The sequence below is a fragment of the Marinobacterium halophilum genome (genome assembly GCF_003014615.1).
Classification (GTDB): Bacteria; Pseudomonadota; Gammaproteobacteria; order Pseudomonadales; family Balneatricaceae; genus Marinobacterium; species Marinobacterium halophilum.
Map to the genome: position 1 here is coordinate 1 of NZ_PYGI01000023.1, position 16,169 is coordinate 16,169.

Genomic DNA, 16,169 nt, shown 5'->3' on the forward strand with positions numbered 1-16,169 from the left:
TGAGCCAATGGCTGTCGGAAGCCGGTGTCCTTCTGAAAGAGGGCTCACTTATTGATGCCACCATCATCGAAGCACCCAGCTCCACCAAGAACAAAACGGGCAAGCGTGCCCGCAACGGCGGATCGCCGGAGATGCATCAGACCAAAAAAGGCAACCAGTGGCATTTCGGCTTGAAAGCTCATATAGGTGTGGATGCCCGCACCGGCATCACACACAGTTTCAGCACAACTGCCGCAAACGAGCACGATCTCAATCAGGCTGACCAGCTACTGCACGGTGAAGAAGCATTCATCTTTGCTGATGCGGGTTACCGTGGCGCCGAAAAGCGAGACGAGCTGAAAGATGTCAGTGCGGACTGGTACATCGCCGAACAGCCAGGGAAGCTGAAGTCCCTGAAAAAGCATCCCCGGATCAATAAGGTCAGAATCCGCACCGAGTATCTGAAGGCCAGCCTCCGCGCCAAGGTTGAGCATCCGTTTCGGATCATCAAGTGTCAGTTCGGTTTTGTAAAAGCCCGCTATCGTGGGCTGAAGAAAAACGATGGCAAGCTGGCTATATTGTTCGCTCTGACCAATATTGTGCGCGTGGATCAGATGTTGAGATCGCAGGGCTAATCCGTCTGTACTGCCTGAAAAGGCAGTTGCAGCCGATTAAAAAGGGGGAAACGTGCGCATTTTATGCACCTTGCCCCAGAGAAAATGCAGTTTTAATGGCTCTGTCGGGGCTTATTCATACGTTCCTTAAAAATGCACCAACAATCACGCCAATGATTGGCAATCCGACTAACGTTACTAGGTATCCAGTTCCAGCTAGCAGCAGTTCATCAATAGGCATGTTTACTTCCGATGCAAAACAAACGAAAGGCAAAACTATGAATAACGATGCAGTAAAAGGGACTTCAGAGAAAGAATTTAAACAACTTAGAAGGGGGTATTGCGACGAGAGCTCCCAGCTTATTACCCTGGACATTCCCATTTTAGGATTGGAGCAGCTTAAGCGCTCCTAAGTGACTGTATTTACTATAAAAGTAAATGGCGGTGAGGGAGGGATTCGAACCCTCGATACCTTGCGGTATACACACTTTCCAGGCGTGCTCCTTCGGCCACTCGGACACCTCACCACTCTATCAATTGACCTGACTTGCTGCCGTTACCGGCGATGCCTCATCAATTGAGGTGCGTATTATAGATCGTTGTTTTCAAAGCACAACCCCCTATCTCAAACTTTTTTTCACTTTCTGCAAACGCAGACGCGGCGGCGCTGTCAGAGTATCATTCGCAGCTGCACAGAATATGTGAATAACGAAGGAGCTTTTATACAAATGTTGATGGCAATTTTAGCCGTAATAGGTGGACTGGCATTGCTGGTCTGGAGTGCTGATCGTTTCATTGATGGTGCCGCAGCAACGGCTAAGCATGCCGGCATGCCCCCTCTGCTTATCGGTATGGTAATCATCGGGTTTGGCACGTCGGCACCTGAGATGGTGGTTTCGGCTTTTGCATCAGCGCAGGGTAACCCCAACCTGGCACTGGGCAACGGCTATGGTTCCAACATCACCAATATTGCATTGATTCTGGGTATTACTGCCCTGCTCAGCCCCATCGCCGTGCATTCACAGATTTTGCGCAAGGAACTGCCCCTGCTGGCAATTATTACGCTCCTGGCCGGCTATCAGCTGATGGATGGACAGATCACCGCGATCGAGGCCTGGACCTTGCTGGGTGTGTTCTTTGCAATCATGGGCTGGTCCATCATGCAGGGCATGCGCCAACGTGGTGACGCCTTGGGCAGTGATGTGCAGCAGGAAATGGACAGTGAACCGGACATGCCACTGCGCAGCGCTATGTTCTGGCTACTACTGGGCCTTGTCCTGCTGGTAATCAGCTCACGCGTACTAGTCTGGGGCGCGGTCGATATTGCCAGCGCCATGGGCGTCAGCGATCTGATCATCGGTCTCACCGTTGTTGCTATTGGCACATCCCTGCCGGAGCTGGCTGCATCCATCATTGCGGTACGCAAGAACGAGCATGATCTGGCCATTGGCAACGTCATCGGCTCCAACATGTTCAACACTCTGGCCGTGGTCGGTATCGCTGGTACCATTCACCCGATGTCCTTCTCGCCAGAAGTCTTGACCCGCGATTGGGTTGTCATGGCTGGCCTGACCCTGTCCCTGTTTATTTTGGGCTACGGCTTCCGTGGACAGGGACGCATCAACCGTCCCGAGGGTGGACTGCTGGTTGCGATCTTTATAGCGTACACCGCCTATTTGATATACGGCGTCATGAACGCAGCGTAATCGCACGATAAGGAGATATGCCCGTGATTCGCACCTTTGCTCTGGAAACAGGCAAGCTGCGCGAGCAAGAGGTGGAGAGCAATGCTCTCCACACTCATCTGGAGCGAGCCAGCTGGATTGACCTTCAGGATGCTGATACTGCCGAACGTCAGGCGATCGAGCAGCTGTTCCCTCAAAGCCTGCCTGATGCTGATGAAGTGGAAGAGATCGAGTCCAGTGCCCGTTATTTTGTCGAGGGCGACGATCTGCATGTGCATTCGCTCTTTCTGTATCAGTCCGAAGGGCGTTTCAGAACGGCCACCGTCGCCTTCACCCTGAACCCACAGCGCCTGATCAGCACCCGTGATGTGGAACTGCCCGATTTCCGGCTGACCCGCCTGCGGGCACGGCGAGGCTGGGTCGAAGCCAGTTCACCGCTACAGGTATTGATGGCACTGTTTGAACAGAAGGTCGATAACCTGGCGGACCAGCTGGAAGATCTGCACCGCAGCCTGGAGCAGGTCAGTAACGAAGTACTGGAAAATAGAGATGCGGATTTGGGCGAACAGCTGGACTGCCTGGCCAAGCTGGAGGACAGCAACGGCCAGATTCGGCTCTGCCTGATGGATACACAACGCTCCACCTCATTTTTGTTGCGACATATCCGCCAGCAACCGGCTGAAATGGAGACCTGCCGCGAGATTCTCCGCGACCTTGATACGCTGATGGCACACGCCACCTTCGTCTTCGAGAAGATCAACTTCCTGCTGAATGCAGCTCAGGGCTTCATCAATATCCGCCAGAACCAGATCATTAAGATATTTTCCATCGCAGCGGTCGTCTTTCTGCCACCGACCCTCGTTGGTACCGTGTATGGCATGAACTTCCACAGCATGCCGGAGCTTGACTGGGCGTTTGGCTACCCGATGGCCCTGGGCCTGATGGTCGTATCAGCCATCTCGCCTTACCTGTTCTTCAAACACAAGGGTTGGCTCTAGGCCAGCCTCTTTCACTGCAGCCGCTGGCTGAACACCTCCGCCGGCAAAGGCTTGTCGAAGTAATAACCCTGCGCAAGATTACAGCCCGCCTTGCGCAAGAACTCACAATGCGCCTCGGTTTCCACCCCTTCAGCAACCGTGATGATATTGAGATGGCGCGCCATATCAATAATCGATGACGTGATCGCAACGTCATCCTTGTCTTCAGGAATGCCCATGATAAAGGTGCGATCGATCTTCAACTTGTCCAGCACGAAACGCTTCAGGTACGCCAAGCTGGCATAACCGGTTCCGAAGTCATCCAGCGCAATGCGAATACCTAATGAACGCAACTGCTCCAGCAACCGTATCGAGCCTTCGATATCACTCATCAGCACACTTTCCGTTACTTCCAGCACCAGCTGTTCAGGCTCAAAACCGGTTCTGTCCAGCGCACCACGCACCTCGTTCACCAGCGCCGGGCGGAACTGAACCGCAGAAACATTAACAGCAACGGAGACAGGCGTCGCCAAAGCACGGTTCCAGATGGCTCCCTGACGGCATGCTTCTTCTAATACCCAGGTGCCGATGGGAATGATCAGCCCGGTTTCTTCCGCCAGGGGAATGAATTGGTCCGGCATTACCAGACCATCGGGGCTATTCCAGCGGATCAAGGCTTCACATCCTGACAAACAGTTACGGCCGAGATCATATTGCGGCTGATAGTACAGCTCAAACTCCTGACGTTTAAGTGCATCACGCAAGCGGACTTCCATCAACAGACGCTCTGACACCTGTTGATTCATCTCAGGCGTAAACACCTCCAGCATATTACGCCCACTGCCTTTGGCATGGTACAACGCGGTATCGGCATTACGCAGGAGCGTTTCGAAGTCTTCACCGTCATAAGGGTATATCGCCAAACCGGCACTGGCAGTCACAACCAGCTCATGGTTATCGAGCTTCAGGGGCGTGGCTATCTGCTCCAGGTAACCTTTGATAAGTGCATACAAATCACCCAACTCTGCCACATTCGGCAGCAATACGACGAACTCATCACCACCCAGGCGACTCAGCGTATCCGTACTGCCAATTTTACGCAGCAGGCGCTGAGCCATTGTCTTCAGCAACATATCCCCTGCGCCATGCCCCAGGGTGTCGTTAACATTTTTGAAGCGGTCCAAGTCGATAACCAATAACGCCATCTGTTCGTTACGCCGCTGCGCACGCGTGATCGCCTGCATCGTACGTTCTCGCAGCAAGCCCCGGTTGGGCAGATCGGTCAAGGCATCGAAGTCAGACAGGTAGCGCAACTGATCCTCTGTCGCCTTGCGCTCGGTGATGTCATTGAACATGGCCACGTAGTTACTCACCTCGCCCTGTTCATCTTCTACCACCGTAATCGACAACCACTGCGGATACACCTCACCACTGCGGCGGCGGTTCCAGATTTCACCTTGCCAGCGTTTTTCTTCGGCTAATGTTTGCCATAACCGCTCATAAAATACGCGACTGTGCTGGCCGGAAGACAGCAGCGCAGGACAGCGACCTACAACATCCTCGGCCGCGTAACCGGTAATGCGGGTAAACGCAGGATTCACCGCCATAATCCGGTTGCGTGCATCACTGATCATGGCCCCCTCACCGGCCGCCTCAAAAACCTTGCCAGCCAACTGCAATTCACGCGACCGGTTTTCCAGGTCAATCTGGCGCTGGTCAATCTCACCCTGATAACGTTGCATCAGCAGCCTGAGCCAACGGGTAATCAACAACGCGACCCCCATTGCCACCACCAATGCTGCAACCAACAGTAACAGCAAGGCCTGCAGATCCGCCTGCAGCTCAGCCTCCAACCGTATTTTCTGTGCGTCCAGTGCCGCCATCAGCTTATCCTGATACACACCGGCAACCAGCACCCAGCCCCACTCCGGTACTTCCTGTACCAGCGCCATCTTGTCTCTGCGCTCACTGGAGTCGAGCCCATACCATTCATACTCAACAAAACGTCCTTCTGGCGTTGCTTGAGCAATCAACCAGCTGACCATTTCACGATGCTCGGCATCCAGTCCGGCCAGGCTGAGCCCTTCAGTGCCAGGCCGTGACGGCGACAGCAGCACTTTCCCACCATTATCCAGTACCGCGATATACCCATCATTATCCAGACGCAAGCTACCCAAACGCTGCAGTGCCTGCTGCTTGATGTCATTTTCAACCTGGTACAGATAGTCGCCGGTACCGATGATCCAGTTCAGCGGCTCGAAGTATTCAACGTAGGCAATTTTGTCCCGCATCTGATCAAGGTAATCTGGCGCATACCAACGGTAGGCTGAATAGCCATTGCTGTTAGGGTTCTGCACCGCATCGATCAGCCCTTGCATGATGAAGTGCCCGGTATCGTCCCGGTTATCCAGTAATGACTGCCCCTCAGTTTCCGGCTGCGTCGGCAGCAAGACGCACTTGCCCTCAAGGGTGTCGATAAAGATGTAACCACGTCCATCAAAAAAACGCAGGTCCCTGAGTGACTCCCTAATCAGGCTGGCAACGGCCTCGGGATCATCCGCGTGACGTACGCTCTCAATCGCATACATTGAGCGCACAAGCGTAACGGCTTGCTGCACCTCGGATTTGATCTGCTGTTTGAGTACCTGTTCGGTTTGCTGGCGGGTAAAATTGAGGTAATGCAGCGTCGCATCGACTTCATTACGCAGTTTTTGCTGATTACGCACTTCGAACTCATGCCATTGCTGCTGAATGCGTTCGTAGCCGGCATTATAGGTAGTGGAGATGAAGAAAGCGGAGACGACCAGCATCAAAATGCACACCATCCCGAGAATGGCGCGGGTTTGGTAACGTGGCAAAGTGTCGGCATTAATAGTCAGGGGCATCATCTGATCCATTCAGATACGTAACAGCTTCCGCTCGGATCACCTCCCTGACACCCAACGAAAATACAATAGTCTGTTTATAACACTGCCCAACCACCCCCGTAAATGATTACTGATCTCATAATGGAAGATGTTGCGTATTCTTGATCTCACGCAATGCAAAATTGGAGTGGACCTGTGCAATCCCCTGAAGCGTAAAGATTTTTTCGTTCAGAAAGCGATCATAGGAGCGCATATCCGGCACCACCACACGGAGTACAAAATCTGCATTTCCGGTCACGGCGAAACACTGTAGCACTTCGGTGTAAGCCAGCACCTGACGCTCAAATTCTTCAGTACTGTCGAGGTTGTGCCGCTGCAACGAAACCAGCACAAATACGCTCAACGCCTGCCCCATGACTTCAGGGTTGAGTAGCGCACTGTACCCGGCAATCGCTCCCTGCTCTTCCAGTGCCCGTACGCGCCGCCAACACGCCGCCGGAGACAACCCCACCCGCTCAGCCAACTGTTGGTTGCTGATACGCCCATCCTGTTGAAGATGATGCAGGATTTTACGATCAAAACCGTCAAGCTCAACCTGTTTCATTTGGTAACACTCCAATTTTTTCAAATATTCTTCCTTAAAAAAACACAAAAAGAAACATCCTTTCTTTAAAAGTGGTTTTCTTCTGTAAAATAGCAAGCACCTTCAGGCCACATCTCCCTACAATTTTTCTCACGCTATACGGGTGCATCGGCTCAGTTATTCAGCAGATCGCTCGACATAACAACAAGATCCAACAAGAGAGGTTCCGGGTATGTCTGCCACTCCCACCGCACTAGACGACTACCGTCTTGAAGACCGTTATCTGCGCGACTCAGGCCGTGTCTTCCTGACCGGCACCCAGGCTCTGGTACGCATCCCGCTGATACAGGCACGTCTGGACCAGAAAAACGGCCTCAATACCGCAGGCCTGATCAGTGGTTATCGTGGTTCGCCTCTGGGCGCATACGACCAGGCACTGTGGCAGACCAAGAAGTTACTGGATGCACATAAGGTCGACTTCATTCCAGCGATCAATGAAGACTTGGCCGCCACGATCATACTCGGCAGCCAGCAGGTTGAAACCGATGCCGACAAGCAGGTCGACGGCGTATTCGGCCTTTGGTACGGCAAGGGCCCAGGCGTCGACCGTGCCGGTGATGCGCTCAAGCACGGTACCACCTATGGCAGCTCCCCTCATGGCGGCGTACTGGTCGTGGCCGGTGACGATCATGGCTGCGTGTCCTCCTCCATGCCGCACCAATCCGATGTCGCGTTCATGGCCTGGTTCATGCCGACCATCAACCCGGCCAGCCTCGCGGAATACGAAGAATTTGGTCTTTGGGGCTATGCCCTGTCCCGTTTCAGCGGTTGCTGGGTCGGTTTCAAGGCGATCTCCGAGACTGTTGAAAGCGCCTCCTCTGTCGAGTTGAAGCCGCTGCCGACGTTTGTAACCCCGACCGATTTCACCCCGCCGGCCGATGGCCTGCATTACCGCTGGCCGGACCTGCCCGGACCTCAGCTGGAAACCCGTATCGAGCACAAGCTCGCAGCGGTTCAGGCATTCGCCCGTGCCAACCCGATTGACCGTCGCGTCTTCGACAACACGGCGGCTCGCTTCGGCATCGTCAGTACCGGCAAAGCCCATCTGGACCTGATGGAAGCTCTGCAGCTACTGGGCATCGACGAAGCGCGCGCCAGTGAACTGGGTATCGACATCTACAAGATCGGCATGGTCTGGCCGCTGGAGCGCCAGGGCATCATGGACTTTGTCCGTGGCAAGGACGAAATCCTCGTCATCGAAGAAAAGCGCGGCATTATCGAGAGCCAGATCAAGGAATACCTGTCGGAACCGGACCGCCCCGGCGAAGTACTGATCACCGGCAAGCAGGACCAGAACGGCGAACCACTGATCCCTTACGTAGGCGAACTGAGCCCGAAATTGCTGGCCGGTTACCTGTCTGCACGCCTGGATCGCTTTTTCGGCGTGAAGTTCACCGAGAGCATGGAGCAGATCAACTGCTCGCTGGGCATCACCGATCCGGGTGGCGTGCGCCGCATGCCCTACTTCTGCTCCGGCTGCCCGCACAACTCCTCCACCAAGGTTCCGGAAGGCAGCAAGGCTCAGGCCGGTATCGGCTGTCATTTCATGGCCTCCTGGATGGATCGCGACACCGAGTCCCTGATCCAGATGGGCGGTGAAGGCGTCAACTGGATTGGCAAGAGCCGCTACACCGGCAACGCGCACGTATTCCAGAACCTGGGCGAAGGCACCTACTTCCATTCCGGTTCCATGGCCATTCGCCAGGCAATCGCGGCCGGAATCAATATCACCTACAAGATCCTGTTCAACGACGCGGTCGCCATGACCGGCGGTCAGCCGGTGGATGGCCAGATCACCGTCGACGCTATCGCCAAGCAGGTATCGGCTGAAGGTGCCAAGCGTGTAGTGGTGCTGAGCGACGAGCCCGAAAAGTACAAAGGCAACGAATCCCTGTTCCCGGCTGGCGTAACCTTCCATGACCGTTCCGAGCTGGATGCCATCCAGCGCGAACTGCGCGACATTTCGGGCTGTACCATTCTGATTTACGATCAGACCTGTGCCGCCGAAAAACGCCGTCGCCGCAAGCGCGGCCAGTTCCCGGACCCGGCCAAACGTGCCTTTATCAACCACCATGTGTGTGAAGGCTGTGGTGACTGTTCGACTCAGTCCAACTGTTTGTCCGTCGTGCCACGCAACACCGCACTGGGCCGCAAGCGCAAGATCGACCAATCTTCCTGCAACAAGGATTTCTCCTGCGTCAACGGTTTCTGCCCGAGCTTCGTCACCATCGAAGGCGGTCAGCTGCGCAAGTCCAAGGGACTGGATCTGGGTGCAGAACTGGAACAGCGCGTCGCCGCACTGAACGCACCGACCATTCCGGCACTGGCAGGCAGCTATGACCTGCTGGTCGGTGGTGTCGGCGGCACCGGTATCGTCACGGTCGGTCAGCTGATCACCATGGCTGCCCACCTGGAGTCCAAAGGTGCATCGGTACTGGACTTCATGGGCTTCGCCCAGAAAGGCGGCACCGTACTCAGCTATGTACGCCTGGCACCCTCGCCTGCAACCCTGCATCAGGTCCGGATTGAAAACGGCCAGGCCGATGCCATCGTTGCCTGTGACATGGTGGTTGCCACTTCACAAAAGGCACTGAACGTACTGCGCCCGAACCATACGCGCATCGTTGCCAACGAAGCCGAATTGGCTACCGCGGATTATGTGCTGTTCCGTGATGCCGACATGCAGGCCGAGAAACGCCTCAAGCTGCTCAAGGATGCCGTGGGCGAAAATGCCTTCGACCAGCTGGATGCCAACATGATCGCTGAAAAACTGCTGGGGGATACCGTATTCTCCAACGTGATGATGCTCGGGTTTGCTTGGCAGAAAGGACTGGTGCCGGTCTCACTGGCAGCACTGACCCGCGCCATTGAACTGAACGGCGTCGCGATTGATCGTAACAAGCAGGCGTTCAACTGGGGCCGACTCGCCGCTGACGACCGCGCCTGGGTTGAATCCCAGCTCAGCGAGGAAGCACGTGCCAAACCGGTTACACCGGAACAGGAAACGCTGGAGCAGCTGATCGAGCGCCGCATGCAGCATCTGACCGAGTACCAGAACAGTGCATGGGCGACACAGTACCAGCAGCAAGTGGAACAGATCCGCAGCGCTGAACTATCACTGGGCAAGAAACCCGAACTGGAACTGACCCGTACCGTGGCGCAACAACTATTCCGCCTGATGTCCTATAAAGATGAGTATGAAGTGGCGCGTCTGTTCACCCAGACTGACTTCCTGAAAGAGGTCGAGCAGACCTTCGAGGGCGACTACCGTATCAACTTCAATTTGGCCCCCCCCATTTTGGGTGGCAAAAAGGATGCGAAAGGTCGACCGATGAAACGTCAGTTCGGTCCCTGGATGCTGAAGGCAATGAAAGTGTTGGCACCGCTTAAGGGCCTGCGCAACACCGCTTTGGACCCCTTCCGCTTTGCCGCCGATCGCAAGCTGGATCGTGCACTGCTGGCGGATTATCTGACGTTGCTGGAACGCATCGCCCTGGAACTGAAGGCCAACAACCATGAGTTCGCTCTGGAGTTGGCCGCTCTGCCCGCTGACATCCGTGGTTATGGCCCGGTACGTGAACAGGCAGCAGACGCCGTCGCTGAAAAACGCGCCCTCCTGCTGAAAGCATTTGCAACCAGCCGTCCGACGCTGATCAAAGTCGCCAAGACTGAGGAGGCAACCCATGTTTGAACATCTCAACACCCTGCCCCAGGACCCGATTCTGGGATTGATGAAAAGCTTTCGTGAAGATTCCCGCACCGACAAGGTCGACCTGGGTGTCGGCGTCTATCGCGACGAAGCCGGTCATACACCGATCATGGCCGCTGTGCAGAGCGCCCAACAACGCCTGCTGGAAACCGAAGCCACCAAGGCCTACATCGGCCCGGCCGGAGCTGAAGGGTTCAATCACCTGATCAGCCAGCTGATCCTCGGCGCGGGTCATCCCGCACTGAACGACCAGCGGGTCAATACGGTACAAACGCCGGGTGGCTGCGGCGCGCTGCGCATGGCCGCCGAGTTTCTACGCCTCTGCAAGCCGGATGCCACCGTGTGGGTCAGCACCCCGACCTGGGCCAACCATATCCCGCTACTCGGTGGAGCCGGTTTGACCATCCGTGAATATCCCTATCTGGATACAGCCACGCTGAGCGTCGACTTCGACGCCATGATGGCCGCGCTGGAACTGGCCGATGCCGGTGATGTGGTACTCCTGCACGGCTGCTGTCATAATCCGTCCGGCGCAGATCTGAGCCCCGATCAATGGACCGCTGTCACGGATCTTATTGAACGTAAAGGGCTACTGCCGTTTATCGATATTGCTTACCAGGGCCTGGGTGAAGGACTGGATCAGGATGCGCACGGTGTTCGACTGATGGCAGAACGCCTGCCGGAAGTCATCGTAGCGTCCTCTTGCTCCAAGAACTTCGGTCTCTACCGTGAACGTACCGGTGCCCTGATGCTGATTGCAGCCAATGCCCAACAGGGACGGGCCGCCACCAGTCAGCTGCTTAGTGCGATCCGGTCGCACTACTCCATGCCGCCTGCGCATGGTGCAGCGGTCGTCGAGCTGATTCTCGACACCCCCGCGCTGACCCAGGCATGGCACCACGAACTCGACGCCATGTGCAGGCGTATTATCGAGCTTCGTAGCGCTTTCAGCGAAGCATTGGCCCCGGCCGGTGACTTCAGTTTTATCGAACGGCAGCGCGGCATGTTCTCTTTCCTCGGGATCAATCCGCAACAGGTTAAGATCCTGCGCGACGAGTTTGGCATCTACATGCTGGACTCCAGTCGGATCAACATTGCCGGATTGTCCGCCAACACTTTGTCACGGGTGGCCCACGCCCTGCAGGAGGTGCTCGGACGCACTGAGTAGCCAGAAAAAGCCTCTGCCCCCACTGCAGAGGCTTTTCAGTACCGGCACTGACCGATAACAATAACGATACCGGAGAACTCGTATAATGAGTCAAGCAACACCCAAGGCACACCAGCAGGCCGGCAACCTCTGGTCATCCCGCATGGCCTTTATTCTGGCAGCTGTAGGCTCCGCCGTAGGGCTGGGCAACATCTGGAAATTCCCTTACATCACGGGTGAAAACGGTGGGGGCGCTTTCGTACTGGTCTATCTGGCCTGTATCGCAATCGTCGGTATCCCCGTGCTGATCGCTGAAGTCATGATTGGCCGTCGTGGTGGCCAGAGCCCTGTGGCCAGCATGCGCGAACTGACCGAAACCGAAGGCACCCGCAAAGGCTGGCGTATCATCGGCTGGAACGGCATCATCGCCTCCTTCCTGGTATTGTCTTTCTATTCCGTGATTGGCGGCTGGGCACTGGCGTACGTGGGCAAGGCCGCCTCCGGCATGTTTACCGGCGCAGATGCTGACGCTATCGGCGGCGCATTCGGCGGCATGCTAGCCAGCACCGGCGACCTGCTGCTCTGGCACAGCGTTTTCATGATCATCGTAGTCCTGATTGTCGGCCGCGGCATCCGCTCCGGCATGGAAAAAGCGATCAACATGCTAATGCCGCTGCTGTTCGTGTTGCTGTTCATTATGGTGGGCTACGCCACCACGACCGGTAAATTCGGTGAAGCGGTCAACTTCATGTTCTCGCCAGACTTCAGCAAGCTCACCACTGAAGGCGTATTGACCGCCCTTGGCCACGCCGCCTTCACCCTGAGCATCGGCATCGGCGTGATGATGGCTTACGGCTCCTACCTGCCACAGAACGTCAACATTACCCGTACCGCCATCACCATTGCCTTCATGGATACCGGTGTCGCACTGCTTGCTGGTCTGGCGATCTTCCCGCTGGTATTTGCCAACGGCCTTGAGCCCGGTGCAGGCCCCGGCCTGATTTTCGTTACCCTGCCGCTGGCCTTTGGCCAGATGACCGGTGGCGTGATCTTCGGCACCCTGTTCTTCGCCCTGCTGCTGGTTGCGGCCATCACCTCCGCCATCTCCATGCTGGAACCGGTGGTAGAATGGCTGGAAGAACACAAGGGCATCAACCGTGCCAAAAGCGCCTTCTTCGGCGGCTTCGCAATTTGGCTCGTGGGGGTCGGCACCGTGCTGTCCTTCAACGTTTGGGCTGAGGTTCATCCGCTGGCGTTCATTCCGTTCTTCGAAGGCAAAACTGTCTTTGACCTGCTCGACTTCCTGGTCTCCAACCTGATGATGCCGCTGGGCGGCCTGGCCATTGCGCTGTTTGCCGGTTGGGCGATGAAACGTCAGGGTCTGGACCAAGAACTCGGCTTGCAGGGCGGCCTGTACCGCGCCTTCATGTTTGTGTTGCGTTACCTGACTCCGGCAGGTATTGCAGTGGTGTTCATCTACAACCTGCTGTGATCGCCATGCGGTAATCGAAGCCGACCCCAGGGTCGGCTTTTTTCGTTGTATGCAACGGATAACTGTTCTTTCTCACCAGCCTCACTAAAATGTAATACTCATTATCTCGCCACAGGTTTGCCATGACCGTGCACCATGACACCCCCTACGCCTCCGCATCTGTTCGCTGGCTCACCCTGCTCAGTATCTGTGTCGCAACCTTTCTGATGCCGCTAAGCATGTCGGCAGTCAATGTCGCCCTGCCGGCCATCGCCGCTGACCTCAATGCAGATGCCGTACTCGTGAGCTGGATTCCGACCATGAACCTGCTCGGTGCCATTGCCCTGCAGCTGCCTGCTGGCCGCATCGCCGACATGGTCGGGCGCAAAAAGGTGTTTCTGGCCGGCCTGTTGCTGTTCTCGCTCAGCTCGTTTGCGGTCACACTGATCAACCATATTTATTGGCTGCTACTGATGCGACTGCTGCAAGGGATCGCCGGTGCCATGGTCTTCGGTACCGGCATGGCCATCGTCTCACAGGTATTCGCCCAACATGGACGCGGCATGGCGCTGGGGCTGACGTCGACTTCGGTCTATCTGGGACTCACCTGCGGCCCTCCGATCGGCGGCTGGCTCACCGAGTGGTGGGACTGGCACGCCGTGTTCCTTGCACCGCTGCCATTGGCGATCCTGTGCGCGGTACTGGTCGCGATCCATGTCCGGGAAACCGAACGCCTGCAGGATGAAAAACTCGACTGGATCGGCAGCCTACTGTTCATTGCCGCCTCCAGTCTGTTTTTTGTCGGCCTATCGGGGCTACCCGCACTGAGTGGTGGCGTGCTGGCCGGTTGCGGCCTGCTATTATTGGCCGGCTTTGTCTATCAGCAGGAACATTCGCCCTACCCGCTGATCCGGCTGCGGCGCATGGTACAGAACCAGGTCTTTTTCCGTTCGATTCAAGCCAGCTTTTTCATGTATGCCGCCAACTATCCGCTGCAATTCATGCTCAGCCTCTACCTGCAATATATCCGTGAACTGTCACCTGCCGAGGCGGGGCAGTTGATGCTGTTGCAGGCAATGATGATGGCGGTACTGGCACCGATTGCCGGTCGCCTGTCGGATCATTTCGACCCCCGCATTCCGGCCACCCTCGGTTGCCTGCTGTTCGCCAGCGGTTTTATGGTGCTGGCACTGCTGGATCAGGACAGCAGCATGACTCAGGTTGTCATTGCCCTGCTGGTGATGGGCACGGGCTTCGGGCTGTTTTCTTCGCCCAACAACAACGGCGCACTCAGCGTAGTGCCTACCGACAGACTCAGCATCGCCTCGTCACTGCTCAACATCTCGCGCACGATGGGCAACATGCTCGGCATGGCCGTGGTGGTATTCCTGTTCAACCTGATGATCGGCAATGCCCAGCTGGTACCCGAGCAATATCCGGCGCTGATGCAGCTGCTGCAGATCGCATTTGCCTTGTGCGGTGGCTACGCCTTGATGGCGGCATGGCGTTCATGGTCGCGGGGGAAAGTACGTTAGGTAATGGATGATACCGCCTTATTCGTGAATTCCAGACACAAAAAAGCCGGGGCAAAGGCCCCGGCAAGCACTTCCGTAGCAATAGCGGGAAAGTGAGATGATGCAGGAATCAGCCGCGGCTGATATTGAGCAACTGTGACTGAGTATATTCGAGCAAACCTTCCTCACCGAACTCAACACCGATACCGGACATCTTGCTGCCACCGAAGGGGCAGTGGGGCAAGACTTCAGAATGATTGTTGATCCAGGCTGTACCACTCTCCAGACGCACCGCCACCGAGCGCGCCTGCTCAACATCTTCGCCCCAGACGGATGCGCCCAGGCCGTTGACGTTATCATTGGCCATGGCCACTGCCTCATCGATGTCGCTGTAGCGCACCACCGGCAGGGCCGGACCGAACTGTTCTTCATCAACCAGGCGCACGCCGTTGCTAACATCGGCGACGATGGTCGGCGGGTAGAAATAGCCGTTACCTGACTGCACGTCGCCACCGCTGAGTACACGTGCACCCTGTTGCTTGGCGTCACTCACCAACTCAGCCACAATAGCCAGCTGCGCCTTGTTTTGGACCGGACCAAAGGTCACATCTACTTCCAGACCGTTACCGACAACCTGCTCGGTGGCAATCTTAGCCAGACGTTGGCACAGGTCTTCATACTGGGATTCATGCACATAGAGACGCTTAAGCGCCGCACAGGTCTGGCCCATGTTGATGAATGCGGTCTGAAACAGAGCCGGTGCGATTCTATCCAGATCGGCACCTGGCAGCACGATGCCAGCATCATTGCCACCCAGCTCCAACGTCAGACGTTTCAGGTTATCCGCCGCATTACGCATGATATCCTGACCGGTCGGAGTCGAGCCGGTAAATACGATTTTACGGATATCCGCATGTTGCGTCATGGCACGACCGATGCCACCTTCGCCGGTCACAATATTGATCACACCCGCTGGCACCACTTCATTGATCAGCTCGACCAGTTTCAATGTGCTGAACGGGGTAAATGATGACGGCTTTGACACAACCGTGTTGCCGGTACGCAACGCTGGCATGATGTGCCATACAGCAATCATTAGCGGCCAGTTCCACGGCGTAATGGAACCCACAACACCCAGCGGTTTGTAATGCAGTTCAGCCAAACGTGTTTCGCTGTCCTCGATCACCTTGACCGGAATCTCCAAGTCCGCTGTATAACGGGTCCAGCCCGCCGCGGCCCCCACTTCCATCTGCGCCAGCGCCAGCGGCTTGCCCTGTTCCAGCGTGACCAGCTGAGCCAATTCATCAGCATGGGCATCAATCAGATCAGCAATACGGTGCAGCATCGCCTTGAGTTCTGCATTCGGCGTGTACTGGAACGTCTTGAATGCTGCTCCAGCCGCTGCCACCGCATCATCCACTTGCTCCGGCGATGCTGCGGGGCAGTGCGCAAAAGCGTCGCCCGTTGCCGGATTGATAACCGGGAAGGCGTCACGGTCACCGGCAACCGCCTGACCATTGATATAAAGAGTCGATACCGTTTGCATCAAGAGATCCTTCATAT

General features: G+C 56.1%; 11 protein-coding genes and 1 tRNA gene. 8 read left to right on the forward strand and 4 right to left on the reverse strand.

The annotated features are described in order from the left end of the window. Together CLV44_RS14820 and CLV44_RS17255 are read left to right on the forward strand one after the other, a co-directional pair. The coding region (locus CLV44_RS14820; protein WP_106592903.1) for an IS5 family transposase at window positions 1-614 on the forward strand (614 nt) is incomplete at its 5' end. Window positions 615-640: 26 nt separating this feature from the next. Then, window positions 641-1,006 carry a hypothetical protein gene (locus CLV44_RS17255; protein WP_146140018.1) on the forward strand — a complete coding sequence of 122 codons (366 nt, stop codon included), beginning with the start codon at window positions 641-643 and terminating at the stop codon, window positions 1,004-1,006. Between the two features lie 26 nt (window positions 1,007-1,032). Here CLV44_RS17255 and CLV44_RS14825 read toward each other — a convergent pair. Next, window positions 1,033-1,120, reverse strand: a tRNA-Ser gene (locus CLV44_RS14825). Between the two features lie 201 nt (window positions 1,121-1,321). On the opposite strand from CLV44_RS14825, the gene CLV44_RS14830 reads away from it, so the two are divergent. Beyond that, window positions 1,322-2,299 carry a calcium/sodium antiporter gene (locus CLV44_RS14830; protein WP_106592904.1) on the forward strand — a complete coding sequence of 326 codons (978 nt, stop codon included), beginning with the start codon at window positions 1,322-1,324 and terminating at the stop codon, window positions 2,297-2,299. A 17-nt stretch (window positions 2,300-2,316) separates the two neighbouring features. After that, window positions 2,317-3,276: a magnesium/cobalt transporter CorA gene (gene corA / locus CLV44_RS14835; RefSeq protein WP_425436458.1), complete on the forward strand. Its 960-nt coding sequence runs from the start codon at window positions 2,317-2,319 to the stop codon at window positions 3,274-3,276. An 11-nt stretch (window positions 3,277-3,287) separates the two neighbouring features. On the opposite strand, the gene CLV44_RS14840 is transcribed toward corA, so the two are convergent. After that, window positions 3,288-6,140, reverse strand: a complete 2,853-nt coding sequence (locus tag CLV44_RS14840) for a bifunctional diguanylate cyclase/phosphodiesterase (RefSeq protein WP_170069366.1) — start codon at window positions 6,138-6,140, stop codon at window positions 3,288-3,290. Between the two features lie 118 nt (window positions 6,141-6,258). Next, a complete protein-coding gene (locus tag CLV44_RS14845) occupies window positions 6,259-6,726 on the reverse strand; it encodes an Lrp/AsnC family transcriptional regulator (RefSeq protein ID WP_106592906.1) in 468 nt (155 codons plus the stop codon). 211 nt (window positions 6,727-6,937) lie between these two features. Here CLV44_RS14845 and CLV44_RS14850 point away from each other — a divergent pair, with 211 nt between their 5' ends. From CLV44_RS14850 to CLV44_RS14865, 4 genes are all read left to right on the forward strand, one after another. Then, the gene (locus tag CLV44_RS14850; protein ID WP_106592907.1) at window positions 6,938-10,456 is read left to right on the forward strand and encodes an indolepyruvate ferredoxin oxidoreductase family protein; all 3,519 of its coding nucleotides are present in this window, start codon (window positions 6,938-6,940) and stop codon (window positions 10,454-10,456) included. Continuing rightward, the gene (locus CLV44_RS14855; protein ID WP_106592908.1) at window positions 10,449-11,642 is read left to right on the forward strand and encodes an amino acid aminotransferase; all 1,194 of its coding nucleotides are present in this window, start codon (window positions 10,449-10,451) and stop codon (window positions 11,640-11,642) included. Before CLV44_RS14850 ends, CLV44_RS14855 begins: the two co-directional genes overlap by 8 nt. A gap of 85 nt (window positions 11,643-11,727) precedes the next feature. Beyond that, on the forward strand, window positions 11,728-13,113 hold the full coding sequence (locus CLV44_RS14860; RefSeq protein ID WP_106592909.1) for a sodium-dependent transporter: 1,386 nt from the start codon (window positions 11,728-11,730) through the stop codon (window positions 13,111-13,113). Between the two features lie 122 nt (window positions 13,114-13,235). Continuing rightward, window positions 13,236-14,627: an MFS transporter gene (locus tag CLV44_RS14865; RefSeq protein WP_106592910.1), complete on the forward strand. Its 1,392-nt coding sequence runs from the start codon at window positions 13,236-13,238 to the stop codon at window positions 14,625-14,627. Between the two features lie 109 nt (window positions 14,628-14,736). On the opposite strand, the gene CLV44_RS14870 is transcribed toward CLV44_RS14865, so the two are convergent. After that, window positions 14,737-16,152 (reverse strand): aldehyde dehydrogenase family protein, encoded by a 1,416-nt coding sequence (locus tag CLV44_RS14870; RefSeq protein WP_106592911.1) that lies wholly within the window; start codon window positions 16,150-16,152, stop codon window positions 14,737-14,739. Window positions 16,153-16,169 lie beyond the last annotated feature (17 nt).